The organism is Methyloparacoccus sp. NF-16 (assembly GCF_056880625.1).
Window position 1 is genome coordinate 1507262 of record NZ_CP174130.1, and the last position, 24327, is coordinate 1531588.

At 60.5% G+C, this 24327-nt stretch carries 23 protein-coding genes and 1 pseudogene; 21 read left to right on the plus strand and 3 right to left on the minus strand.

Going from position 1 to position 24327, the window contains the following annotated elements:
* Window positions 1-157: 157 nt before the first annotated feature.
* The 3 genes from ald (at window position 158) to ACH5N8_RS07295 (ending at window position 2691) form a co-directional block, all read left to right on the plus strand.
* The gene (gene ald / locus ACH5N8_RS07285) at window positions 158-1267 is read left to right on the plus strand and encodes an alanine dehydrogenase (RefSeq protein ID WP_483283059.1); all 1110 of its coding nucleotides are present in this window, start codon (window positions 158-160) and stop codon (window positions 1265-1267) included.
* A gap of 78 nt (window positions 1268-1345) precedes the next feature.
* Complete coding sequence (locus tag ACH5N8_RS07290; protein WP_483283060.1) at window positions 1346-2152, plus strand: sulfite exporter TauE/SafE family protein; 807 nt, start codon at window positions 1346-1348, stop codon at window positions 2150-2152.
* A 233-nt stretch (window positions 2153-2385) separates the two neighbouring features.
* Entirely contained in the window at window positions 2386-2691 is a 306-nt protein-coding gene (locus tag ACH5N8_RS07295) for a c-type cytochrome (protein WP_483283061.1), read from the plus strand.
* Between the two features lie 278 nt (window positions 2692-2969).
* Here the strand turns inward: ACH5N8_RS07295 and ACH5N8_RS07300 are convergent, their stop codons facing one another.
* The gene (locus tag ACH5N8_RS07300) at window positions 2970-3641 is read right to left on the minus strand and encodes a hypothetical protein (protein WP_460027511.1); all 672 of its coding nucleotides are present in this window, start codon (window positions 3639-3641) and stop codon (window positions 2970-2972) included.
* A gap of 443 nt (window positions 3642-4084) precedes the next feature.
* Here ACH5N8_RS07300 and ACH5N8_RS07305 point away from each other — a divergent pair, with 443 nt between their 5' ends.
* The 3 genes from ACH5N8_RS07305 to ACH5N8_RS07315 all read left to right on the plus strand — a co-directional run bounded on the left by ACH5N8_RS07305 (window position 4085) and on the right by ACH5N8_RS07315 (window position 7153).
* Window positions 4085-4834 carry an elongation factor-1 alpha gene (locus tag ACH5N8_RS07305; protein WP_460027510.1) on the plus strand — a complete coding sequence of 250 codons (750 nt, stop codon included), beginning with the start codon at window positions 4085-4087 and terminating at the stop codon, window positions 4832-4834.
* A 292-nt stretch (window positions 4835-5126) separates the two neighbouring features.
* Complete coding sequence (locus tag ACH5N8_RS07310) at window positions 5127-6194, plus strand: hypothetical protein (RefSeq protein WP_483283062.1); 1068 nt, start codon at window positions 5127-5129, stop codon at window positions 6192-6194.
* The gene (locus ACH5N8_RS07315) at window positions 6191-7153 is read left to right on the plus strand and encodes a peptidoglycan -binding protein (RefSeq protein WP_483283063.1); all 963 of its coding nucleotides are present in this window, start codon (window positions 6191-6193) and stop codon (window positions 7151-7153) included. Before ACH5N8_RS07310 ends, ACH5N8_RS07315 begins: the two co-directional genes overlap by 4 nt.
* Before the next feature lie 37 nt (window positions 7154-7190).
* Here the strand turns inward: ACH5N8_RS07315 and ACH5N8_RS07320 are convergent, their stop codons facing one another.
* Both ACH5N8_RS07320 and ACH5N8_RS07325 read right to left on the minus strand, forming a co-directional pair.
* On the minus strand, window positions 7191-8312 hold the full coding sequence (locus tag ACH5N8_RS07320; protein ID WP_483283064.1) for a GNVR domain-containing protein: 1122 nt from the start codon (window positions 8310-8312) through the stop codon (window positions 7191-7193).
* Window positions 8309-11239 carry an SLBB domain-containing protein gene (locus ACH5N8_RS07325; RefSeq protein WP_483283065.1) on the minus strand — a complete coding sequence of 977 codons (2931 nt, stop codon included), beginning with the start codon at window positions 11237-11239 and terminating at the stop codon, window positions 8309-8311. The genes ACH5N8_RS07320 and ACH5N8_RS07325 overlap by 4 nt, the downstream gene beginning before the upstream one ends.
* Window positions 11240-11416: 177 nt before the next feature.
* On the opposite strand from ACH5N8_RS07325, the gene ACH5N8_RS07330 reads away from it, so the two are divergent.
* From ACH5N8_RS07330 to pseH, 15 genes and pseudogenes are all read left to right on the plus strand, one after another.
* Window positions 11417-12673, plus strand: coding sequence for an MraY family glycosyltransferase (locus ACH5N8_RS07330; protein ID WP_483283066.1), 1257 nt, complete (start codon window positions 11417-11419; stop codon window positions 12671-12673).
* A gap of 164 nt (window positions 12674-12837) precedes the next feature.
* The gene (locus tag ACH5N8_RS07335; protein ID WP_483283067.1) at window positions 12838-14100 is read left to right on the plus strand and encodes a lipopolysaccharide biosynthesis protein; all 1263 of its coding nucleotides are present in this window, start codon (window positions 12838-12840) and stop codon (window positions 14098-14100) included.
* 25 nt (window positions 14101-14125) lie between these two features.
* Entirely contained in the window at window positions 14126-15286 is a 1161-nt protein-coding gene (gene pseC / locus ACH5N8_RS07340) for a UDP-4-amino-4,6-dideoxy-N-acetyl-beta-L-altrosamine transaminase (RefSeq protein WP_483283068.1), read from the plus strand.
* Between the two features lie 8 nt (window positions 15287-15294).
* Window positions 15295-17235: a hypothetical protein gene (locus ACH5N8_RS07345; protein ID WP_483283069.1), complete on the plus strand. Its 1941-nt coding sequence runs from the start codon at window positions 15295-15297 to the stop codon at window positions 17233-17235.
* Between the two features lie 63 nt (window positions 17236-17298).
* A complete protein-coding gene (locus ACH5N8_RS07350) occupies window positions 17299-18267 on the plus strand; it encodes a glycosyltransferase family 2 protein (RefSeq protein ID WP_483283070.1) in 969 nt (322 codons plus the stop codon).
* A complete protein-coding gene (locus tag ACH5N8_RS07355; RefSeq protein ID WP_483283071.1) occupies window positions 18267-18833 on the plus strand; it encodes a PglD-related sugar-binding protein in 567 nt (188 codons plus the stop codon). Before ACH5N8_RS07350 ends, ACH5N8_RS07355 begins: the two co-directional genes overlap by 1 nt.
* The gene (locus tag ACH5N8_RS07360) at window positions 18830-19543 is read left to right on the plus strand and encodes a WbqC family protein (RefSeq protein ID WP_483283072.1); all 714 of its coding nucleotides are present in this window, start codon (window positions 18830-18832) and stop codon (window positions 19541-19543) included. Before ACH5N8_RS07355 ends, ACH5N8_RS07360 begins: the two co-directional genes overlap by 4 nt.
* Window positions 19540-19947, plus strand: a complete 408-nt coding sequence (locus ACH5N8_RS07365) for a GtrA family protein (RefSeq protein ID WP_483283073.1) — start codon at window positions 19540-19542, stop codon at window positions 19945-19947. The genes ACH5N8_RS07360 and ACH5N8_RS07365 overlap by 4 nt, the downstream gene beginning before the upstream one ends.
* Window positions 19948-20330: 383 nt before the next feature.
* A pseudogene (locus tag ACH5N8_RS07370) lies at window positions 20331-20516 on the plus strand (DapH/DapD/GlmU-related protein); the annotation flags it as partial.
* Window positions 20497-21621, plus strand: coding sequence for a dTDP-4-amino-4,6-dideoxygalactose transaminase (gene rffA / locus ACH5N8_RS07375; protein WP_483283074.1), 1125 nt, complete (start codon window positions 20497-20499; stop codon window positions 21619-21621). The pseudogene ACH5N8_RS07370 and the gene rffA, both read left to right, overlap by 20 nt.
* A gap of 21 nt (window positions 21622-21642) precedes the next feature.
* On the plus strand, window positions 21643-22341 hold the full coding sequence (gene pseF / locus ACH5N8_RS07380; protein WP_483283075.1) for a pseudaminic acid cytidylyltransferase: 699 nt from the start codon (window positions 21643-21645) through the stop codon (window positions 22339-22341).
* A 13-nt stretch (window positions 22342-22354) separates the two neighbouring features.
* On the plus strand, window positions 22355-22606 hold the full coding sequence (locus tag ACH5N8_RS07385; RefSeq protein WP_483283076.1) for a UPF0175 family protein: 252 nt from the start codon (window positions 22355-22357) through the stop codon (window positions 22604-22606).
* Complete coding sequence (locus tag ACH5N8_RS07390) at window positions 22603-22728, plus strand: hypothetical protein (protein WP_483283077.1); 126 nt, start codon at window positions 22603-22605, stop codon at window positions 22726-22728. Before ACH5N8_RS07385 ends, ACH5N8_RS07390 begins: the two co-directional genes overlap by 4 nt.
* A complete protein-coding gene (gene pseG, locus ACH5N8_RS07395) occupies window positions 22725-23819 on the plus strand; it encodes a UDP-2,4-diacetamido-2,4,6-trideoxy-beta-L-altropyranose hydrolase (RefSeq protein ID WP_483283078.1) in 1095 nt (364 codons plus the stop codon). Before ACH5N8_RS07390 ends, pseG begins: the two co-directional genes overlap by 4 nt.
* Window positions 23820-23844: 25 nt before the next feature.
* On the plus strand, window positions 23845-24327 hold the full coding sequence (pseH, locus tag ACH5N8_RS07400) for a UDP-4-amino-4,6-dideoxy-N-acetyl-beta-L-altrosamine N-acetyltransferase (RefSeq protein WP_483283079.1): 483 nt from the start codon (window positions 23845-23847) through the stop codon (window positions 24325-24327).

The following is a 24327-nucleotide window of genomic DNA, read 5'->3' on the forward strand; positions in this document are numbered from 1 at the left end:
GCAATCCGCGCGGTCAGTGGCGGCCCCGAAGGCACGACGCGGTGCCGGGGAGACCTCCGCGAGGCGTGGGTTGGGCCATAATTCAGGCCGCACGGGTTCTCCGGACCGGCGCCGGGAACGCGTCCGCTTTCACCTTGGCCGCACCATGGGGGCAGCAATGAACATCGGCATACCGCGTGAAACCAAGGACCTGGAGGGGCGCATCGCCCTGACCCCGCCGGCGGTGCACCGGCTGGTAAGCGCCGGTCATGCCGTGTGCGTCGAGACGGGTGCGGGATCGGCTGCCGGCTTCGGCGATGTCGAATACCGCCAGGCCGGCGCCCGTATCGGCCGGACGGCAGAGGATGCCTGGGATAATCGACTCGTGATCAAGGTCAAGGAGCCCTTGCCGGCGGAATACCCCTTTCTTCGCGGACAGATGCTGTTCACTTTCCTCCATCTGTCGGGAAGTCCGCGCGCGTTGACCGAGGTTCTGCTGGCCAGCAAGACCACGGCCATCGCTTACGAGACCCTGGAGGAGAGTCGCGGTGCCTTGCCCCTGCTGGCGCCCATGAGCGCCATCGCCGGCAACATGGCGGCGTTGATGGGCGCGTACTACCTGGGCCGCACCCATGGCGGCAAGGGCGTGCAGCTGGGCGAGGTGCTGGGTGTGCGGCATGGCCGGGTGCTGATCGTCGGTGACGGTACCGTGGCGCATCATGCGGCCCGCAGTGCCCATGGGCTGGGCGCCGAGGTGGTGATGCTGGGCCTGGCGCCGCACCTCGGCGAGCGCTATCGCCAGGCGCTGGGCGAGGGCTTCCGCTTCCTGCCCTCCACGCCCGATGAGATCAGCCGGCAAATGCCGCCGACCGATCTGGTGATCGGTGCCGTCCTGCGGCGCGGTGCGCGGGCGGATTTCGTCGTCAGCGAGGCCCAGGTCGGGTTGCTCTCGCCGGGCTCGGTCGTCGTCGATGTGAGCATCGATCAGGGCGGCTGCATCGCGACCTCGCGCCCGACGACCCACAGTCATCCCGTGTTCGTCGCCCGGGATGTCATTCACTACGGCGTCACCAACATGCCGGGCGCCTATCCCCGGACCGCGACCATGGCCTTGTCCCGGGCTGTGTTGCCCTATGCCCTCAGGCTCGCCGACCGGGGGCTGGCCGCCCTCAAGGACGATCCGGGATTTGCCAGGGCGTTGAATGTCTGGCAGGGATGCCTGACACTGCGGCCGGTAGCCGAGGATCTTGGCCTGCTGGACCGCTATCTTCCCCATCCCATGCTCTGACCGCTGATCGGTCGCCGGCGCTCATTGCCCGAGGCGGCATGATTGTCATGACAACATCACCTGACCCACACCTCTGCCATGCCGCTTGATCTGCCATCGCTACTGTCATTCCTCGGGCTGGGCGCCCTGGTGGGATTCGTCGCCGGCCTGCTGGGTGTCGGCGGAGGGGGGATCATGGTGCCCATCCTGACCGCCATGTTCCTCTCCCGAGGCATCCCCGTCGACAAGGTGGTGCATCTGGCCCTGGGAACCTCCATGGCCTCGATCATCGCCACCTCGATCGCCAGCCTGCGCGCCCATCATGCCAGGGGCAACATCAACTGGGGCATCGTCAAGGCAATGTCGCCGGGCATCGTGCTGGGCACGTTCCTGGCGACATTCCTGGCAGTCAACGCACGCTCATTCCAGCTGGCGGTGTTCTTTTCGCTGTTCATGGCCTATGTCTCGGCCCAGATGTTTTTCGACCGAAAACCCGAGCCCGGGCGCCGGCTGGCGGGCGAAAGCGGGCTGCTCCTGGCCGGCGCGTTCATCGGCGCCATTTCGGCGCTGGTCTCGATCGGGGGTGGCTCCCTGACCGTGCCCTATCTTGTCTGGCAGGACCTTGACATCAGAAAGGCCATAGGCACGTCGGCGGCCATAGGACTGCCCATCTCGCTTGCCGGTACCGCAGGGTATGTTGCCAATGGCTGGTCGATGATGCCGGCAAGCGCTCATGTGCTCGGCTTCGTCTATGTCCCCGCCGTGGTGCTGATCGCCATGGCCAGTTCCGTCACCGCGCCCCATGGCGCAAGGCTTGCCCACAGGCTGCCGGTTCGGATGCTGAAGCGGATATTTGCATCCTTATTGATCGTCATGAGCCTCAAGATGCTGTTTTCGGTGCTGTAGCGGGGTGGCTCCGCCTGACGCCCCGCGGTCAGGCAGGTCCCGTCGACCTGGCATGCCGAGAGACGGATGAGCCGATTGCGAAACCTGGTCTTTCCCTGCATGCCTCAAATCGGGACTGATAAAGTAAGGGCGGCAGTGAACCACGGCGCCATTCGGGAAACTAAGCCCGGCGGCAGGGCGTTCCCGATGCCGGGCAAGCAGCCGTCCCATAAAACCATTACTGGAGAGAGACCATGAACGTCAGTGTTACCAGCCTGATTCTTGCTGCCCTGAGTTTCGGCCTGAATGCGGCCCAGGCCGATGAGGCCCTGGCCAAGAGCAAGGGATGCCTCGGCTGCCATGGCATCGACCACAAGATTGTCGGCCCGGCTTACAAGGATATCGCCAAGAAGTATGCCGGCCAGGATGTGACGGCGCAGCTGGCGGAGAAGGTCATCAAGGGTGGCGGCGGTGTCTGGGGCCAGATGCCCATGCCCGCCAATGCGGTCAGCCCCGACGAGGCCAGGCAACTGGTGACCTGGATACTGGGTCTGAAATAAAGGGCCGGGGGCGCAAGCCCCCTTTGTCAGGGCTGGAGTGCCAGGCACGAAACCCTTTCGTGTTGCCGGCACGCCGGTAACGCCATTCCGTCCGCCAATACCCGGGTAACGGACCCGGGATTCGGGAGGGAGATGCCGTGACCGGCTGGCGGAAGTCGGACAAGACGTGCCATTCAACCGGCAAAAAGGGAATAAAACCGCGGCAGGCCCATCATCGGTCAGCCGGCAGGAAGGCCATCGCCGTTCCTGCCGGTGCCGCTTCCGCGGTTGCCGCGGGATCAGTGCTGCATGTTTTGCATGTTCTGATGGTCGCCGGCAGGGGTGCCGGGAGTCCCGGGGGCGCCCGGAGCACCGCCGCCGGACATGTCATGACCGCCATGGCCGCCCCGGCTGACGCCGCCGCCGCTCTGGCCGGGACCCATGCCGCCGCCGCCCGCACCGGCGCTGATGCCCTGGCGCTGGCGCAGGCCGATGGCGCCGCCGGACGCCTTGGCAATGTTTTCCTCGGTCAGTCCGCCGAGCGCGAAGGCAGCGTCCACGACCAGGCTGGTGATGTCGGTGATATCCATGCGGTCGGCCAGCGGGCTGGTGACCACGGCGCGTACCACCTGGGCAACCGGACCGGGCGGCGGTGTCACCACCAGCAGGATCGGGTAGGCCGTGCCGGCGGGCACGGTGACGGCGTAATGGTTGGATTGGCCGTCCAGCGGCTGGGTGAGGACGACCCGATCATTCTTGTCCTTGACCTCGAGCTTGCCCTGGGTGACTTGGCCATGGACGTCGGATATGTTGCCTTCGATCCTGGCTTCCGCCGTCATGTTGGCAGCGCTGCCGTGACTGCCGGCCGGGCCGCTGTCGCAACCGCCGACCAGGGCAGCGGCGACGGCGATGGAAAGCGCACAGAGGCTGGATTTGAGCAGGCTGTCGGTTTTGTGGCTATGGGATGTCATGTTCTCAACCGAATGGAAGAAAGGTCTTTCGAATTATGGGACTGCGCATCGGCGTGACAGCGCCGGCTCCTGTGAACCCTGAGCCCCGGCGCGCGTCCCGTTCACTGCTGGGTAAGCAGACCGTTTATAGCATATTGATAAACCCCGATACATGAGTCGTCGGTCGGGTTTCCGAGAATGCCCTGCCTGCCGGTCGGGACAGGCGCCGCGGACGTTCGCCCGGGACCCTGGCCCAAGGGGGCGCACGACCGGGGCCCGGGAGCGACAGGGTGCCCGCCAGGCCATGTCGCTGCGCATCCCTGGCCCCCATTCTCCCGTCTCCCGGGCCAGGGTAGCAGCCATTCGCCAGCATTTGACAGGGCATTCACCCGGTTCCCTATTGAACCGGCGACCGGGGGCGGGTGTAATGCCGGGAGTTTCTAAACCTTCTGAGGACACTCCCGATGATTCAAGTGACGACCCTCGCGAAATTGCCACCCGCCTACAAGGTGCTGTTCACCGGCTTTCTGCTGGTCATCGGCGTGGGCCTGCTGATGGCCGGCTTCCAGATCATGGAAACCCACGGCAAGGCGGACGGCAAGCCCGGCCTGTCCTACAACGACATCGTCTACAGCTATTACGGCAACCGCAGCGGCTCCAAGCTGGAGTCGATGCTGGCAGGGCAGATGAAGCCCATGGCGCCGGACGATGTCCGCTTCCAGCTGATCCAGTGGGTGCGCGACGGTGCCAGCATCAAGGAGTGGACGCCCACCATCAAGCCGATCATGGACCAGTATTGCGTGTCCTGTCACGGTCCCGGCGCATCCCTGCCGGACTTCAGCCAGTTTGAAAACCTCAAGAAGGTGTCCGAGGTCGACGAGGGCGTCAGCATTGCCCAGCTGACCCGCGTCTCGCACATCCATCTGTTCGGCATCGCCTTCATTTTCCTCTATGTCGGCTGGATTTTCGGTCTGGCGCAATACCCGCAGCAGTGGAAACTCATCCTCATCTCCACCCCCTTCGCCTTCCTCATCCTCGACGTGCTGTCCTGGTGGCTGACCAAATACATCCCGGCATTCGCCTGGCTGACCATGCTCGGCGGCTTCGGCTACAGCCTGGCCTCAACCATCATGATCTTCACCTCGCTGGTGCAGATGTGGTTCCCGGTCGAAAAGTGGCCCGCCCACTGGACGCGGGAAGAAAAGGCGGAGTGACCCGGGGGAGATTTCGATCGGTCGGGCGCCTGGCGCCCGACCTCGCGCACCGACTCAAGACATCATCGCCCCCATCAGGGCACCCCCTTGTGGCCAGGGTGATGCCCATTCTTGCGCCCCTCTCTGTCTCGGTTAGGGCGCACGAGCGATCCGTCCAAGGCCAGCTTCCCCGTCAGGCTCGTCAGGCAAACCGTCGTCCCCAATGCATCGGTATGGCGTGCCGGTTTTCGCGAAACACGCGATAATCCGGTTTATGTCGTACCTGAAACTGACCTGCCGGAGTGAGTGATCGATGAGCCAACCGACCCGCGTATTGGCCTGGATGGCCGGATTCCTGGCCATGGTGCTGGGCTTGTGCGCCTTTGTCTGGACCCGCCTGGCGGACATGTATGCCGCCAATCCCTTCTTCAACAGCGTGATCCTGCTGGTGCTGCTGGCGGGTATCGTGGCCAATGTGCGGCAGGTACTCGTGCTGGCGCGGGAAGTCTCCTGGATCGAAGGCTTCCGGGATTCCAGCAGTCCCACAGTCCTCAGCCTGCGGCCACGGCTTCTGGCGCCCATGGCGCAGATGCTGGCCGGGCGCGAGAAAGGCCATGACACCCTGTCGGCGCCGTCGATGCGCACCATGCTCGACAGTGTCCAGCTGCGGCTGGAGGAATCGCGCGATCTGTCCCGCTATCTGATCGGACTGGCGGTCTTCCTGGGTCTGCTGGGGACGTTCTGGGGGCTGCTGGTCACCATCCGCGCGGTGGTGGACATCATCGGCTCGCTCAACATCGGCAACGATCCCGTCGCTATGTTCGCCACGCTGAAGGAGAATATCCGGGTGCCGCTGGGTGGCATGTCGACGAGCTTTTCCACCTCGCTGTTCGGTCTTTCCAGTTCGCTCATCATCGGCTTCCTCGATCTGCAGGCCGGTCATGCGCAGAACCGTTTCTACAACGAACTGGAGGAGTGGCTTTCGGCGATGACCTCTCTTTCGCCTGGTGGCCTGATGGAAACCGAGGCGGCGATACCGGCCTATGTCCAGGCCCTGCTGGAAAAAACCGCCGATGGTCTGGACCGCATGCAGCGCGCCATCGGCGACAGCGAGCGTGAGCGACATACCGGCAACGAACAGATGAGCCGGCTGATTGGCCAGATCGACCGGCTCAACGACCTCATGAGCCGCGATGTGCGCGATCGGCAGGCGGCGGTGCTGGCCCAGGACGAACTGCGTGCCGTGCTGCGTCAGCTGGCGGCCCGGCCGGACAGCGAGTCGCGTCTGGCCGATGAGCTGCGCGCGGAGATACGCCTGCTGACCCGCACGGTTGCGGCGGCCATGGACATGCAGACCAGCCGGAACGAGGCGCGCCCATGAGTGCGCCCGGCCGTCACCGGCGGCGCCAGTTCGACATCTGGCCGGGATTCGTCGATGCGCTGACCTCGCTGATCATGGTCATGATCTTCCTGCTGCTGCTGTTCGCCATCGGCCAGTTCGTGCTCTCCGATGCCCTGGCCGGCAAGAGCCGGACGCTGGCCACGCTCAAGCTCCGTCTGGATGAACTCGGCCGCCAGGCGGCCATGAGCGAGGCCGAGCGCAAGGCCGCGGCGGCGCGGGTGGCGGAACTGCTGGCCAGGATGGGGCTGGTGACGGAGGAGCGGGACCAGTTGAAAGCCCGGGCGGACGAGCAGAATGAACGGCTGACCGCGCTCAACAACGACATACTGGCGCTCGAGACGCTCAGGCGTCAGCTGGAGGAGCAGGTGACGCAACTGGCCAGCCGGCTGAGTGCCGCAGACCAGAACAATCAGGGCAAGGATCTGCGCATCGCCGATCTCGACCGGCAACTGAAGCTGGCGTTGGCCAGTCGCGCCAACGAGCTGGAAAAATACCGTTCCGAGTTCTTCGGCAAGCTGCGGGATGCCTTGGGTAACCGGGAAGATGTCCGCATCGTCGGTGACCGCTTCCTGTTACCCAGCGACATCCTGTTCTCCTCGGGCTCGGCCGACCTCGGGAACGAGGCCCAGGCGCGCCTGGGCAAGCTGGTCAACACCATCCGCGACGTGAGCCAGAAGATCCCCGACAGCATCGACTGGGTGCTGCGCATCGATGGGCACACCGACCGCGTGCCCATCGCGACCGACAAGTTTCCCTCCAATTGGGAATTGTCGACGGCCCGCGCCGTGGCTATCGTCAAATGGATGACCGGGCAGGGAATACCCGCCAAACATCTGTCCGCCAACGGGTTTGCCCAGTATCAGCCGGTCGATCCGGGCGATAGCTCCGAAGCTCTGGCCCGCAACCGACGTATCGAAATCCAGCTGACGAATCGGTAATCCATTTCAGGAACTCATGATCTCGACTGCGGGGGCGCTATCGTTGCCCCCGGATGTACTTGGCGAGTTCCACCAGGTCCGAACGGATGCTGTGGAGATTGCCCAGCAGTTCCTGGATGTCGCCATCGCTGCGATCCATTTGTTGCCAACGGTATCGCACATAGGCCAAGCCACTGAAGAAGAACAAGGCCAAGACGCTGGAGAGTGCAACCATCAGAACCCGTTTTGGGCCGGTCCGTTTTGCATCCGGATTTTCGATGACCTGTATCAGAGTCTGGTTTTCCTGAACCTTGATCTTGGCCATTTCCAACTGCTTGCGGAGCGTGAGAAACAGTTCCTCCTGAACCTTGACGGCTCGCTCCAGCCGTTCCTTCTGGGCTTCGAGATCGGCTGTCACAATCTTGCGATTGCGCATGGAAAACTCCGCCAACTCCGCTTCGGATCGCTTGAGTTCGGCTTCCGTGTCCTGCAGGCGGCTTTGAATGAAATCCCGATCTTGCACAGCCTTCTCGTTGCGGTGCAGCCCGCCGTATTGGCTCAGGCCGCTGAGCACCACATTCGCCAGATCTTCGGCAGCTTCCTGTTTGGGCAGTTTGGCAGACAGTGCCAGCATGGTTGTTGCCGACCGGGGTTGCGAGGATTTGACGCTCTTGATCGTCAAGGTGTCCTTGAGCGCAACGATCATGTCGTCCAATGGGTGTTCCTCATCCTTGGGAATGCCACTCAGTAGCTCAAGCCAGTTCGATGTTTGCCCCCCTTTCAACCTGGCGACTTCGTCGTTGATGACGCGCCTGAGAAAGTCGTCACTATTCAAAAGCGCCTCATAATATTCGGGCATGGTGTCCGCGATCGAGCCGGTGTTTCCGCCTGGCATCGCCCCGCTGCTAGGCAAGGCGATGCTCGAATCTGGAGCAGACGCCACAAGGAACTTTGCCGTGGCGGTGTATTCGGGTGGCCTGAGCATGGCAAATACCAGAGCCAGCAAGGCAACCCAGGCAGTCGGCTTCAGAATGCGGTAGCGCTCGCGCAGAAAGAAGTTCACGATCGGCAGTATCTCGATACTGGCCTCATCCTCGAACTCCCCGGAAACATGACGATCGGCAACCTGCATGCCAAGGGATGGTACCGGAATATCGTCCCCGGGATGCTGGGCACTCATTGGGAACCTGCCTTCGGTTTGGCTGAAACCATGATCAGACTGCCGCCGGGGATAACCGGATTGAAGGGTTGATCGCCCGATTTGACCAGCAAGCCGCCGTCGGGCAGCAACACGCTGATGTCCCGGATATCCGCCTCATCCTTGAAACCTCCGCTCAGGTTCAGGTAATAGCCGAGGCGGGCACCTTCGATGTGCTGCATGACTGCCGGTTTTTCGACCGCGCCCTTCACCTCCACGGTCAGCATGCGCTCTGTTTCCCGGAGAAAGGGAACCTCGATGGTGCTGCCTGCGGGTATGTCCAGATTCGCCTTGCTCTTGCCCCTGGCTTTTGCCGTGATGGCAACCTTGTTGGCGGCAAACACCTTGACGGCATCCGGGTTGGCCTTGTCGAGATAACCGCCGCACATGGCGATGTAGTCGGCCAGGCTTTTGCCGGGTGTGTGCTGGACCGTCAGTTCGCGGTGGACGGCACCGCGGATCTCCACCACGCCAGGATTGGTGGGCACGAAAATACGGTCATCCGGCTTGAGGACAATATCCTCGGCCCCGCCGGGGTTCTGCAGTGCGGCGGGAACATTGACGGCAATGTCGTAATAGCTGTTGCCCCCACTTGCCGCCATGTCGACGATCATCTTCTTGCGCTGGACGATGGTACCTTCCGGCAGTGCCTCCTTCTTCAGACCACCCGCACGTTGTATCAGGCTGCTGAGCCGATCGCTTTCGGACAGCAAGGAATAGTTTCCAGGCTCCATCACCTCGCCCTGGATAAGTGCGGAATGGGACCGCTCCCAACCCGGCAAGATTCGAATGGTAATGCGATCATCGGGCTTGAGGCGGGTTCGCTGTTCCGCCGACAGGCTCATGAAATCCTTGGCAACCGGAACCTTGAACATCGTCACACGGCTTGTGCCGGATTCATTCTGCGCATCGTCCTTTTCGGTACGGGCAATAGTCGCCTCGACTCTTGCGGCATCAGGTCGCAGGCCACCGGCCATCACGAGCAGATCCTCCAGCGTCAGGTTGTCCACCATGTCGAAGGCGCCGGGTTTGTTGACGAGCCCATCGATGGTGACCTGCTGCTTCGTCCGCATTTCATCGGCGGCATAGATGCGAATGACGTCGTTTTCTTCCAGCGGCATGTTGGCCGAGGCATCCCTGTCCAGCAGGGCACCCAGCCGGAAGGGGGTGATTTTCCGGCCGACCGTGCCCGGCACCGTGCGGAAAATGTGACCCGTATCCATGAAGGTGGCTTTCCTGAAGGCCGCGTCCTGGAAGCCACCGCGCGCGAAGATCAGATCATAGAGCGTCATGTCCTTGGCCAGCACGAATTTGCCTGGCTCCTTGATGTGGCCTTCCATGACAACGAAGCGCTCCTTGCCGGCCATGCCATAGGCGGACTGGATGATGACCTCATCCATCTCCCGCAAGGGGATATTGTCGCCCTGCTTGCCCGAGAAGTCGAAGCTGCCGGCCGTATTGCGGGTGTAGAGCTTTTTCAGCGAGATCACCGTCAGTTTCTTCGAGAAGTCGTTCTCGGTCCGGATCAGGTCGGCGCGATCCAGGAAGGCATGCTCACGCAGCCCCTCGGCCTTCTGAATGAGGTCATTCAGGGTCATGCCCGCCTTCCATTCATAGGTCCCGGGACGCGTGATGCCATCGCCGCTCACGCTGACCTGGTTTTTGCGCACCTGGATGTTCTTGGCGATCCTGATCGCATCACCGTCCATCAAGGGCAGGTTCTGGCCGGAATCGGTGAGGATGCGGTCGAGATCAACGTCCAGAAGATTTTCACCCCGGTTGACCTCGAAGCGGCGAATCTGGGTCTGCTTGAGATAGGCATCCGGCGTGAAGCCGCCGGCAAAATTCAGCAGTTCGCGCATGCCTTCGTTACCGATCATTTCATATCGGTTTGGGCGGCGCACTTCGCCTTCGATGGTCACGGATTTCTGTCGTAACGGCACGACGATGTAGTCTCCCTGTTGCAGCCGGATCGTCCTGAAATCGATCTCGCCGGTCAGCAGGAAGCCGTACAGATCCACGCTATCGACCTTGCCGGTGCTGCGCCGTATGCGGATTTCCCGCAGGGAGCCACTGGCTTTGACCCCGCAAGCGTTGTGCAGCAGGTTAATGACATTGGCGACACCGGGACTGACGGTATAAGTGCCGGGCTTGTTGACTTCGCCGACGATCATGACGGATAGCTTGCGCAGCTTGCCGATGCGGATATCGACGAAGGCCGTGCTTTTGGAAGGATCGACCGCGTTGATGTAGGCCGCGTAAATCTGCGACAGGGCCTGGGCGATCTTCGGCTTGAGTTCGCGCAAGGTCACGCCGTTGGTCTGTATGCGCCCCCCGTTGTCGGGCAGGTCGATGAAGCCTTCATCGCTGACGGTCAGGTTCAGCGTTTCCACCAGTTTCCCCCAGATCGAGACGACGATTTCGTCGCCGGGGCCGATCAGATACAGATCGTCGATCGGACCCTCGGCGATCGGCTGCCCCCCCGAGTCGAAGGTGTTGTAGCCAAAACCATCCTCAGTTGTGTCCTTGCCACGGCTAGGGCACAACCCGATCTCTGTCGCAGCGGCCTTGACCTCGGCGCTTGCCGGCGGCTCTGTAGCCGGCACGCCAGAGGTGCCAGAGCCCGTGGAAGAGGCCGCTTGAAGATCGGTGGCAACAGCTTGCGTGTTCCCAACAGCCGTCACCCCGCCGGGTGCGGCGTTTTCGACGGCCCAGAGCGAAGGCGAACCGCACAGGCAGAGGATCAGCGGCCACAGCAGGGCGATGCCAGCGTGCAGGGCGGGTTTGGCGTGATGGCAGGTCATGGGTTCGAAGGTAAGCGAGGGGCCAGTTGATGATGTAGCGCCTGGGAGGCTAACACGCAATATCGGTTTTGAGGCAGAAGGTTCGATATGGAAATCTTCTGTCAAATTCTGTCGCGGGGGCGTGTGCAGCCTCTTGATCCGATAGGATCATACGTATTTTCACGTATCGGCAGGTCACATGGACATTGTCAAGATTCGCGCCCTTATCGACGCTTGATGGCTTGCTGATGCTTGCATGATATGCATAATGATGCCTGATAGCTATGCCATGCCCGTGCCTCCATGCTTCCACTTGCCCTGTCCTTCCTGGCCTCCATGCTGATGGTCCTGATGCTGCTGCGCTACCAGCATCTGCATCATCACTACTCCGCGGACCATGACCTCTCCGGGGTACAGAAGTACCACACCCGGCCCGTTCCGCGCATTGGTGGCCTGGGGATTGTGCTGGGTACAGGAGCCGGTTTCTGGGGGACGATGGCGGCCACCGATGTCCTGTTGCACGAAAGTTCGATATTCCTGCTGGCGTCCGCCGGGCCGGCCTTTCTTGCCGGTCTGGCCGAAGATGTCACCAAGCGGGTGGGTGTGCGGCAGCGGCTGCTCGCCACGATGGTCTCGGCTGCGCTGGGCGGCTGGCTGCTGGGTGGCTGGTTGTCGCGGCTGGATATCCCTTTGCTGGATGGTCTGCTGCGAGAGCCGGCCATCAGTCTCGACTGGGACTACCTCAAGATTGCCGGTTACATCTCGATCAGCCTCACCTGCTTTGCGGTGGCTGGCGTGGCCAACGCCTTCAACCTGATCGACGGCTACAACGGCCTGGCCGGTGTCGTTGCCATCATCATCCTGTTGGGCCTGGCCTATGTGGCGCATCAGGTTGGCGATCCATTCGTGAAGATTTCGGCGCTGGCCCTGGTCGGCGCGATTGCCGGTTTTCTGATCTGGAACTATCCGCGTGGGCTGATCTTTCTCGGCGATGGCGGGGCCTATTTCATCGGTTTCGCGATCGCGGAACTCTCCATCCTGCTCGTGGCCCATCACCCGCAGGTGTCGCCCTGGTTTCCCCTGCTGCTGGCCTTCTATCCCATCTTCGAGACGCTGTTCACCATCTACCGCCGCAGCATTCACCAGCGCCGCAACCCCGGCCTGCCCGATGCCGCACACCTGCACCAGCTGATCTATCGCATCGTGGTCCGTTGGGCCGTCGGCTCGGATCATGAACACCACCAGACGCAGCGGAATGCCCTGACCTCGCCGTATCTCTGGTTCCTGTCCAGCTTGGCGGTCATACCCGCCGTATTGTTCTGGGACCGGACCCTGGTGTTGCAAGCCTTTACCCTTGTGTTTGCCGGGACGTACGTTCTGCTTTACCGCAGAATCGCCCGACGGGCGATACCGGCCTGGATGATTCTGGGGCGCGGTGAGCGAAAGCGCGGTGAGCGAAAGAAGGATGCAGGCTTGTTGCCAGAGAATCCCCAGCGGGTGACGGCGGATTCCTCGGACCAGCAGCAAGATCAGCTCGCTCAATCCGGCCTGAGACAATAAGATGTTCTGCTCACCATGGCAGCACCTGTGCAGGTTGGCAGATCCTTGCCCCGCCTGAATCACTCGGCGAAGGCGAGGGGAGGGAAGTCGACCGCTAAAACTCACGAAGCAACCAAAGTTACCGAGAATGACGATGGCATGAATGTATCGCGAGAGATATTGCAGTGCTGAGCACCGTTCGTCTACTCAACATGGTGCTGCGGGCAGCCACCTTGGGTGCTCGTTTTCTGTTCGTGTTCTTTCTGGCCAGGTATATGGACGCCCAAGCCGTCGGCTACTATGGTCTGTTCACCGCCACCGTGGGTTACTTCCTCTATCTGGTCGGGCTGGACTTCTATACCTACAGCACTCGCGAGATAATCAAAGCTCCGGATATGGTGCGTGGGCAAATGCTCAAGGGGCAGGTATCGCTCTCGGCACTGCTCTATCTTGTCATTCTGCCCTTGGCGGCCTGGGTAGTGCCGCAGGCGAAATTGCCAGCGGAACTTTTGGTATGGTTTTTTCCGATCCTCGTGCTGGAACACCTGAATCAGGAAATTTGCAGGCTTCTGACGGCGCTATCGGAGCAGGTTACTGCCAGCCTGATTCTTTTCCTGCGTCAGGGGAGTTGGGCTTTAGCCATCGTGGCTCTGATGGCGCTGGGTGCGGAGCTGCGACAACTGCGGGTGGTCATGGCCTGCTGGGCGGTGGCGGGCCTGGCCGCCGCATGGCTGGGTATCCGAAAGCTTCGCCAGCTGCACATGGGGGGGTGGCAGTTGCCGGTCGACTGGGCCTGGGTCAGGAAGGGGGTGACGGTCAGCTTGGCCTTCCTGGTTGCAACGCTCGCTCTGCGCGGCGTTCAAACCGTTGACCGATACTGGCTTCAGTCACTAGCGAACATCGAAACCGTAGGCGCCTATGTGCTGTTTCTCAACATCGCCAGTACACTGATGGTATTTCTCGATGCGGGTATATTTGCTTTTGCCTACCCGGAACTTATTGCATTGTGCCATAAAAAACAGTACCAGCTGGTCAATCGTAAAGCCCTGCGGCTGCTCGCCTATGTGGTGATTTCGGCGACAGCCTTCAGCATCGTCAGCTGGTTGCTGTTGCCATATCTGCTTCAGTGGATCAACAAACCCATTTATGGGCAGAGTCTTTGGCTGTATCCCTGGCTTCTGCTGGCCATGGTGATCAATGCACTGAGCATGGTGCCGCATTTCGCGTTATATGCCAAAGGGCACGACAAGGCCATCATTGGCAGTCATATTGGCGCCATGCTGGTATTTGCGATTGGTGTTTGGCAGATTAGCCAGCACAGGCCATTGCTTGCCGTGCCAGCCGGGCTGGTTATCTTTTTTGCCTTCATCTTGCTGAGCAAGACGATTGCCTATGTGGCGAGTCTGCAGGCGTCAAGCGCCGAGCCTGTTGTGCTTCAGCAGCCCTGAGATCTTTTCAAGACACGTTCAATCCATGATCCGCTACGGCCAACAAGACATTACCCAAGCCGATATTGACGCTGTCATTGGCGTACTCAAATCAATCAACCTCACCCAAGGCCCCAACATCCCGCAGTTCGAACAAAGCGTGATGAACCATACCGGCGCCAGGCATGCCGTCGCCGTTAATAGCGCCACCTCTGCGCTGCACATCGCCTGCCTCGCACTTGGCCTTGGAAAAGGTGACTGGCTCTGGACGACACCCAACACCTTCGTCGCCTCGGCCAATTGCGCCCTGTACTGCGGTGCGCGGGTCGATTTCGTCGATATCGACCCGCGCACCTATAACCTTTGCCCGCAGAAGCTCGAAGCCAAACTTGTCGCGGCAGAAAAAAGCGGGGCTCTGCCCAAGATTGTGGTTCCCGTGCATCTGGCCGGCCAACCCTGCGACATGGCCGCCATACACGCCTTGGGCCAGAAGTATGGCTTCAGGATCATTGAGGATGCCTCGCACGCGATTGGCGGAAAGTACAGGGACGAGCCGATTGGCAACGGCCGCTACAGCGACATCACCGTTTTCAGCTTCCATCCCGTCAAGATCATCACCACCGGGGAAGGCGGCATGGCATTGACCAATAACGATGAACTGGCCACTCGCCTGGGGTTGCTGCGCAGCCATGGCATTACCCGTGATCCGGCACTCATGACTCAGGCCATGGAGGGTCCCTGGTATTACCAGCAAGTGGCGCTGGGCTACAACTACCGCATGACGGATATTCAGGCTGCGTTGGGCGCGAGCCAGATGACCCGGCTGAATCAATATGTGACCCGCCGCCATGAAATTGCCCAACGTTACCAACAACTGCTGGCCGACCTGCCGCTGACCCTGCCCTGGCAGCATCCAGACAGCTACAGCGCCTACCACCTGTACGTGATCCGTATGCAACTTGACCGGATCAAGGCCACACACCTGGAAGTGTTTGAGGCGCTGCGCGCCAAAGACATCATGGTCAACCTGCACTACATCCCGGTGCACACCCAGCCTTACTATCAAAAAATGGGCTTCAAGCAGGGCGATTTTCCAGAAGCCGAGCGCTACTATCGCGAAGCGATCAGCATTCCCATGCATCCGACGCTGACCGACATGGAACTGGATGAGGTTGTGAGCGCAGTTCGTGAGGCCGTAGGTCGATGAAACTCGCTATGCGTTCTAGCCTGATCGAACTTCAGACGCCTGGCGTCTCAGTTTTCAGTGCCACGCTCCTCGCCCTGCTGGGATTTTTCAGTTACATGACCGCCTATGCGCTATCGGTCTTCATTCAATTCACCTATTGGGAAATCCTGTCTGTAGGGGTTATCTGCGCAGCCTTACTTGTTGGATTGAGTGCTTTGTTCATGCGGGCGTCCCTGCTCAATTTTCGCTTGAGACCACTCCGCCTCAACTTGGCGACGCTGGCTGCAAGTCTTTTTGTCACCTGTATGCTGATCATGTTAACCCACAGTGTTAATTCCACATGGGCAGCCTACGTTCACACCTTCCCCCTGCTTGAGGCGGAGCTTGGCCTGGGTTGGCATCTAGATACGGCGTACCACGTCTCCCTTATCCAGAGCATTCTCAATTTTGGCTATCCGAGTATCGCCCAGCACGGTCACCCCCTCACCGCCTACCATGTGCTGAGCCACTACGTCGATGCGTTGATTCTTTTCATCACCCAAGTCGATCCCTTCGATAGCTACGGCTTATTTTTTCATTACAAGATATTTCTGTTTCTGTCGTCCATTTTGCTCGCTGTCACCGCGATGACCCACAGGCAGGGATGGATCACCTATCTGGTTTCGTTTGTTCTGCTGACCCCTTGTATTGTCGGTACTTGGCATGCTATCGGCTCACATGGACTATGGATGGCTAGCCTCATCCTGTTGCTGTCCGCGCCCTTCGTTTTTTCGCGTCTCTTCCAGGATGAGGACCTGACACCTCGCCAGCTTCTGGCGCTGTTCTCGACCATCGTATTCATCGGGCTGGCCAAGATTTCCAGCGGATTCATGTCCGGTGTCTTGCTGGGCGGATTCATTCTGGTCAAGCAACCAGCTCGTCTATCCACGTATATCTTCGGTCTGGCACTGCTGGTGTTCTTCTATCTGTATGGGAACGTTTTTTTTTCCAGACTGAACGGCATATCCGGATCCCTTGACCTCGCAAGTCTTGGCCTGCGAGACTTTTACGAATATGTCACAGCAAGCCAGATCATACGCGGGCAAAGCAAGACACTTTCGGAAATGCCTGCAATCCTGGCATGCACAGCCATCTTGCTGGCCCTTGGATTTACCCGTGAAAACCGGAAGGACCTCTATCCCGCCGTAGCATCCCTTCTGGCCATCACAGCCCTCTATGTCATTACCCGGTCGAACAAGAGTCTGAGCATGAGTGATATCTGGTACTTCCAGTATGGCATGCTCAGCAGTCTGATATTGCTGACCTTCGCCGCCATCATTCACAGCAAGAGTAAGCCGGCCTGGGCGGCGCAGCCCGGAAACCTAGCCGCCTCCGCTCACGAGCGCAGACACACCCTTGCTGCCGTGGCCTGTCTTGCCCTGCTCACAAAATACGCCGCACTGCCCAGCTTCAGTATCTTCGACGCCGGTCCCGAGGCCATCAGGCAAAAAATCGCTTACGCCAATACCAGCCCGTTTGCGTCGATCAACAAGAAACTGCCCGCTGACGAGCAACTCACCGTGCTCGGCACGCATAACACCAAAACAGCCGCACTTGAGAAACTCGGCGCCTCACGTCCATTGAAAGCCTTGCAGCGCGATATCGCTACAATTCTCATGGAGCATGGCCTGGTCAAGAACCAGACCGCCTTGGTGTTGAGCAAGGAGTACTTCGACAATCAGCTCAAACCGTTCGGCGGCGGCCCGCTCTGGGCACGTGGATTACTGGTCTATGCCATTACCGGTACTCAACTGCTTTATGGTGTCACCGGAATGCCGAGCGGCTATGGCTATACCGCCCACTACAAGCCTTTCACCGCAGTATCGGACCAATTCCTGAGCGACCATGATATATGTGAAGGTCAGAACATCGCCAACGCTGTCATTCTGCACACCAGCAAGGATATTGCCACAATAGCCGATTGCAGATGATGGCTGGCCAAGTATGCTTTCGATCATTTTAATATTCCGGTGATCTACCAGGACGATTACATCATGCTCACCGAACCGCATCAAAACCATGTGAATCCAAGACTTTCCGTCGTCATTCCTGTCTATCGCGCCCAGGACACCCTGTGCGAACTTCACCAGCGACTGGTCTCTTCACTTGAATCAATCGAGCCATCATTTGAAATCATCCTCGTTGAAGACTGCGGCGGCGATGACTCCTGGCGCGTCATCAGCGAGATTGCCGCCCGCGACAAGCGGGTGCGTGGTATCCAGCTCAGCCGCAATTTCGGCCAGCATGCCGCTACCATCTGCGGCTTTTCGCAGGCAACGGGCGAGTGGATCGCCACGCTCGACGACGACCTCGAGCAGGCGCCCGAGTTCTTGCCTGATCTCTACCGCAAGGCGCTCGAAGGGCACGACTTGGTCTACGGCGTTTACCCGCAGCGCAGTCACAAAGCCTGGCGCAACATCACTTCCGCCACCGCGCGCTGGCTGTTCAACAAGGCCATTCCGTCGCTCAATTACACCTACACCAGCTTCCGCGTCATCCGCGGCGACATTGCCCGCGAGCTGCAGCGCTTCGACTCGCCTTTCCCGTTCGTGGATGGCTACTTGTCGTGGCTGACCAACCGCTACGCATCGGTCGAAGTGCCGCACGGCGTGCGGGCCAACGGTAGCAGCAACTACACGCTGAAGAAGCTCATCACGCACACCGTCAATATTTTCGTCACCTTCTCCGACCTGCCGCTGCGCATGGCGTCCTGGATCGGCTTGCTGACGTTCCTGCTGGGCATGGGCTGGCTGGCGGTCATCGTGCTGCGCTATCTGCTTGGCGGCATCTCGGTGTCGGGCTTCGCGTCGATCATGGCCGGCATCCTGCTGTTTGGCGGTGTTCAGCTATTGGTGCTAGGGATCTTCGGCGAATACCTTGGGCGGATGAACTTCAAGAGTTCAAGGAAGCCGCTTTTCCTCGTTGGGCGCACGACTGAGCGTGCCATTGAAGGTAGGCTCTGATGCGGCTTTTGATCTACGGGTCCAAAGAGTTCGCGGCTACAGTTGCCGACCTTGTCCGGCATTGTGGGCATGATGTAATCGGGATGGTCGATGACTTCAACACCGGACCCGGAATCGTCGGCAACTTTGATTTGGTCAGGAAGGATTATCCCGCGTCTGATTATGGGTTCGCGGTCGCGATCGGGTACTCGAACATTCCGGCGCGTTGGGCGGCCTGGGAGCGCATCCGGGCCGCGGGCTATCGTGCGCCCGCACTGGTGCATCCGCGAGCCTATGTCGCAGACAGTGCCGCAGTGGGCGAGGGCGCGATGGTCATGGCCGGCGCGGTGGTGGACGTGCGTGCACAATTGGGCGAATTGGTCGTTTGCTGGCCCGGCGCCTGCATCAATCATGACGTCACTGTGGGTGAAAACTCATTCATTTCGCCAAATGCGACGGTGTGCGGATCGGCGCTGATTGGTCGAAATAGCTTCGTCGGGGCGGCATCCGCCATTGCCGATCACGCGGTTGTGCCGCCCGCAAGCTTCATCAAGATGAATTCCACATACAAGGGTGGTCGGCAATGAAGACGGTCGTTATTCTCCAGTCGAATTACATACCTTGGAAGGGCTATTTCGACCTGATGCACGACGCTGATGAGTTTATTCTCTTTGATGATATGCAGTACACACGTCGAGATTGGCGCAATAGAAATCAGGTAAAAACGGTGAAAGGCACGGAATGGCTAAGTATTCCGGTTGAAGTAAAGGGGAAGTTCTTTCAGCGAATCGACGAGACGTTGGTGGCCGACCCCTCGTGGGCCTCTAGTCATTGGCAGAAAGTTCGGAGCATTTACCGGCAGGCTCCTCATTTCAAGACCTACGCGCAGAGTATCGAAGCTCTCTATCAATCCGCCGGTACCGTGGAGCGGTTATCCGAAATAAATCGAACTTTTCTCGATGGCATTGGCCGGCTATTGGGCTTGACGACCCGCGTGGTTTGGTCAACCGATTACCCACGTACAGAAGGAAAGACCGAGAGGCTTGTGGAGCTATGTAGGTCGGCCGATGGACAGCGATATATTTCAGGGCCTGCTGCTCGTGATTACATTGAAACCGAATTGTTTGAGCAGGCAGGCATTGAGCTGGTATTCAAAGATTACTCGGGCTATCCCGAATATCCGCAACAGTTTCCTCCTTTTACGCATGGCGTGACCATTCTTGACCTGCTGTTCAACGTGGGTCAGGACGCGCCTTGGTACATTTGGGGCTGGCGCGACGGGCCGCTCGCTTCATGAGAACCACGCTCGGCCAGCTGTTTCGTTATGGGGTCGTCGGCGTGCTTTCGAATGCGGTCGGCTACCTGCTCTATCTCGGCATCACCGCGGCGGGTATGGAGCACAAGCTGGCGATGACGCTGCTTTACGCAGTGGGCGTCGCGCAGACCTTCGTGTTCAACCGGCGGTGGACGTTCCGCTCCGACGGTCCGGCGGGCTCGGCCCTGATGAGATACGTGGCGGTCTATGCGCTCGGGTATGCGATCAATTATGCCGTGTTGTCTGCACTGGTTGATCGGCTTGGGCTGCCTCATCAGGGGGTCATGGCCGGCCTCTTCGTGCTGATGGCGGTCTATTTCTTTCTTGCACAGAAGTTCTGGGTTTTCCGTAAACGCATGGATCCGGTGACTGGAGGCCTGCAGTGAATCAGGAGGGCGTCACCAGCGGAGCGCGTGCCGGATTGCTGAGGTTCGCGTTCGGCCTGTATTCCTACCTGGAGAACCTGATTCGGATCGTCCTGGAATTGCTGCCGCACCCGATCCGCTTCTTGATCTTCAGGCTGCTCTTCGCAAAGTTGGGCCGGAAATCGATGGTCGACTATCAGACCTATTTTCGCTATCCATGGCGAATGCGGATCGGTGAGGGGGTCTGGATCAACCGCGGCTGCGAGTTCTATGGCGCGATGATGGCGGCCAAGGGAGAGATCAACATCGGTAATCATTGCGCTTTCGGCCCACGGGTTCGCATCCTGACCGCGACACACGATTATCGGCGCCTCGACCTGCCTGATCGCGCTGCCAGCGTGACAGTGGGCGATCACGTCTGGGTCGGGGCGGGCGTGACCATCCTGCCCGGCGTCACCATCGGTTCGGGCGCGGTGGTTGCCGCGGGAAGTGTCGTTACGCGCGATGTCGCGCCGTTCACGATTGTCGCCGGCAACCCGGCGCGTCTCATCAAAAACAGGGAGTTGGATAGTGAACATCCCATTCAATAAGCCTTACATGACGGGCAAGGAGCTCTGGTACATCGCCCAGGCGCATGCCAACGGCCACCTTGCGGGCGACGGCACGTTCACCAAGCAGTGCTCGCGCTGGCTGGAAGCGAGCACCGGGGCCAGCAAGGCGCTGCTCACCCATTCGTGCACCGCGGGTCTGGAAATGGCGGCGATGCTTGCCGACCTGAAGCCGGGGGACGAGGTGATCATGCCGTCGTACACCTTCGTGTCGACGGCCAACGCCTTCGTGCTGCGCAGTGCGGTGCCGGTGTTCGTGGACATCCGGCCCGACACGCTGAACATCGACGAGACGCTGATCGAGGCCGCGATCACCGAGCGCACCCGCGCGATCGTGCCGGTGCATTACGCGGGTGTCGGCTGCGAGATGGACGCGATCATGGCGATCGCGCGCAAGCACGACCTGCTGGTGATCGAGGATGCGGCGCAGGCGGTGATGGCGAGCTACAAGGGCCGGCCGCTGGGGGGCATCGGCCACATGGGGGCGCTGTCCTTCCACGAGACGAAGAACATCATCTCGGGCGAAGGCGGCGCGCTGCTGGTGAATGGTTCGGCGCTGGCCGAGCGTGCCGAGATCATCCGCGAGAAAGGCACCAACCGTTCGCAGTTCTTCCGCGGTCAGGTGGACAAATACACCTGGGTGGACATCGGCTCGTCCTATCTGCCGGGAGAACTGATTGCGGCCTTCCTGTGGGCGCAGATGGAGGAGGCCGACAGCATCACCCGGCGCCGGCTCGGCATCTGGAACACCTACCACCAGTGGTTCGCCGAGGCAGAGAAGGCCGGCAAGCTGCGCCGGCCGGTGGTCCCCGCCCACTGCACGCACAACGCGCACATGTATTACTTGCTGCTGCCGGATCTGGAGGCGCGCACGGCCTTCATCGACAAGCTGCGCAAGGTCGGGATCAACAGCGTGTTCCATTACATTCCGCTGCACAGCGCGCCGGCGGGGCAGCGACTGGGGCGGACGCATGGTGAGCTGAAAATCACCGTGGATCTGGCGGATCGGCTGGTGCGGTTGCCGCTGTGGTTAGGTGTTGAAGACCAGCAGACGGAGATCATTCAACAGGTAACCGCATCACTGTGACTGCGCCGAGATAGCTAATACATGAAACTCGCCATCATCCCCGCCCGCGGCGGCAGCAAGCGCATTCCGCGCAAGAACATCAAGCCCTTCTGCGGCAAGCCGATGATCGCGTGGTCGATCGAGGCCGCGCTGCAAAGCGGCTGCTTCGACCGCATCATCGTCTCGACCGACGACGACGAGATCGCCGAAGTCGCCCGCGCCCATGGTGCCGACGTGCCGTTCATGCGCCCTCTGGAACTATCGGACGACTACACCGGCACCATCCCGGTCATCGCCCACGCCATCGGCTGGATGAACCGTAACGCGGGGCCGGTGGACTTCGCCTGCTGCCTCTACGCCACCGCACCCTTCGTCCAGGCCGAAGACCTGCGCCGCGGGTTCGACCTGCTGCACCGAAGCGGCGCCGATTACGCGTTCTCCGTTACCCGCTACCCCTTCCCGATCCAGCGTGCCATCCGCATTACCACTGATCGGCGGGTGGAGATGTTCAACCCCGGATACTTCAATGCCCGCTCGCAGGACCTGGAAGAAGCCTTCCACGACGCCGGCCAGTTCTACTGGGGCCGCGCCGCCGCCTGGCTGGCCGGCAAGCCGCTGTTCTCCCATGACGCCGCCCCCGTGCCACTGCCACGCCATCGCGTGCAGGACATCGACACCGCCGAAGACTGGGAACGCGCGCAACTGATGTTTGCTGTAATGCGTCAACAGGACAACAGCTAAACGGAGACACACCATGCAAGTTGCCATAGATTTGCCCAACGACCTCGTTGCCTTTCAAGGTGCCGCAGACACCCGTCAGGAGTTGCGGACCTCTTACGCGTTGTGGCTCTTCCAACGCGAGCGCGTCACCCTCGCAAAAGCTGCAGAGGTGGCCGGGGTGTCGCTCTATGAGTTCATGAACTTGTGCAAAAGTAATCAGGTCCCCGTGATCGATATGAGCCGTGACGAACTGACGGCAGAGCTCGAAGGGCTCGGGAAAGCATGATTCTCATCGCGGATGCCTCCGCCCTGATCGCCCTGTCGGCCTCTGACATCAGCCGCACCCTTATTGAAACTGTCCTCGAACTGGCGGGCGAATCCGACGCCCTCCGATACCCGCGCCCATGAAGATCACCTTCCGCACCGACGCCTCGCTGCAGATCGGCACCGGCCACATCATGCGCTGCCTGACGCTGGCGGACGCCCTGCGCGAACGCCGTGCCGAATGCCATTTTCTCTGCCGCGCGCATGAAGGTCACCTCATCGACTACATCCGCAGCAAAGGCCACACCGCCCATTCCCTCCCTGCAGAAGCGGTTCCGCCGCGATCCCCCGCCGATCTCGCCCACGCGCCCTGGCTCGGCGCCACCCAAGCACAAGATGCCAAGTTCTGCTTGCCCATCCTGGCGGCACTACGTCCAGACTGGCTGATCGTCGACCACTACGCGCTTGACGCCCGCTGGGAGCGCGCCCTGGCACCGCACTGCGACCGCCTGATGGTGATAGACGATCTCGCCGACCGACCTCACGCCTGCGACCTGCTCCTCGACCAGACCTTAGGCCGCGAGGCGGCAGACTACCGCCCCCTCGTGCCTGCCGCCTGCCGCCTGCTGTGCGGCTCGCAATACGCCCTGCTACGCCCTGAGTTTGCGGCCCTGCGCTCTGACAGCCTGCAGCGCCGCGCCCGGCCTGCCTTGCGCGAGTTGCTGATCACCATGGGCGGCGTCGACAAGGACAACGCCACCGGGCTGGTGCTGAAGGCACTGGGCGCTTGCCCATTGCCTGCGGACTGCCGAATCACGGTGGTCATGGGCCCAACGGCGCCGTGGCTGGACGAGATCCGCAAACAGGCGCAGGACATGCCCTGGCCGACTCGCGTGCTGGTCGGCGTAAGCGACATGGCGCAACTAATGGCCGACAGCGATCTGGCGATAGGGGCGGCAGGGGCGACATCATGGGAGCGGTGCTGTTTGGGCTTGCCCACGATCATGCTCGTGCTGGCAGCGAATCAATGCAAAGTCGCCCAGGGGCTGGAGCGATCGGGTGCGGCAAAGCTCATCAAGCTTGGCCATAGTGGAACGACGCAGTTCAGGGAATCGCTTCGTTTATTGATCAACGATGTCGCGCAACTTATGAACATGAGTGATTGCGCCGCGAGCGTCGTCGATGGATCAGGTGTGGATGCTGTCATGCGGCAAATGGAAGTCGATGGTGCGTGAAGCTACCGTAGCCGGCGTTCGGCCAATGAACGAAAGCGATCTTGAGCGGATTCTGTCTTGGCGAAACCATCCTGAGGTTCGCCGCTACATGTACACGCAGCATACGATCTCGATCGAGGAGCACGCCCGTTGGTTCGCCCGGGCATCGCAGGATCCGGAAAGGCATCTCCTCGTGTTCGAGATCGACACCACGCCGATGGGCTTCATCAACATCCATCAGATCGCGAGCGGCGGTATCGCCGACTGGGGGTTCTACGCAGCACCGGATGCGCCCAAGGGAACTGGTCATGTACTTGGGCAGGCCGCTTTACGGTATGCCTTCAAGGAGGCGGGGTTGCACAAGCTGTGTGGCCAGGCACTGGATTTTAACGAACCCTCTATCCGCTTCCATCTGAACCTCGGTTTCCAGCGCGAAGGCGTTCTGCGTCAACAACACTTCGACGGCCAGCAATACCACGACGTGGTGTGCTTCGGCCTGCTCGCCAACGAGTGGCATCAAGCAAATTGA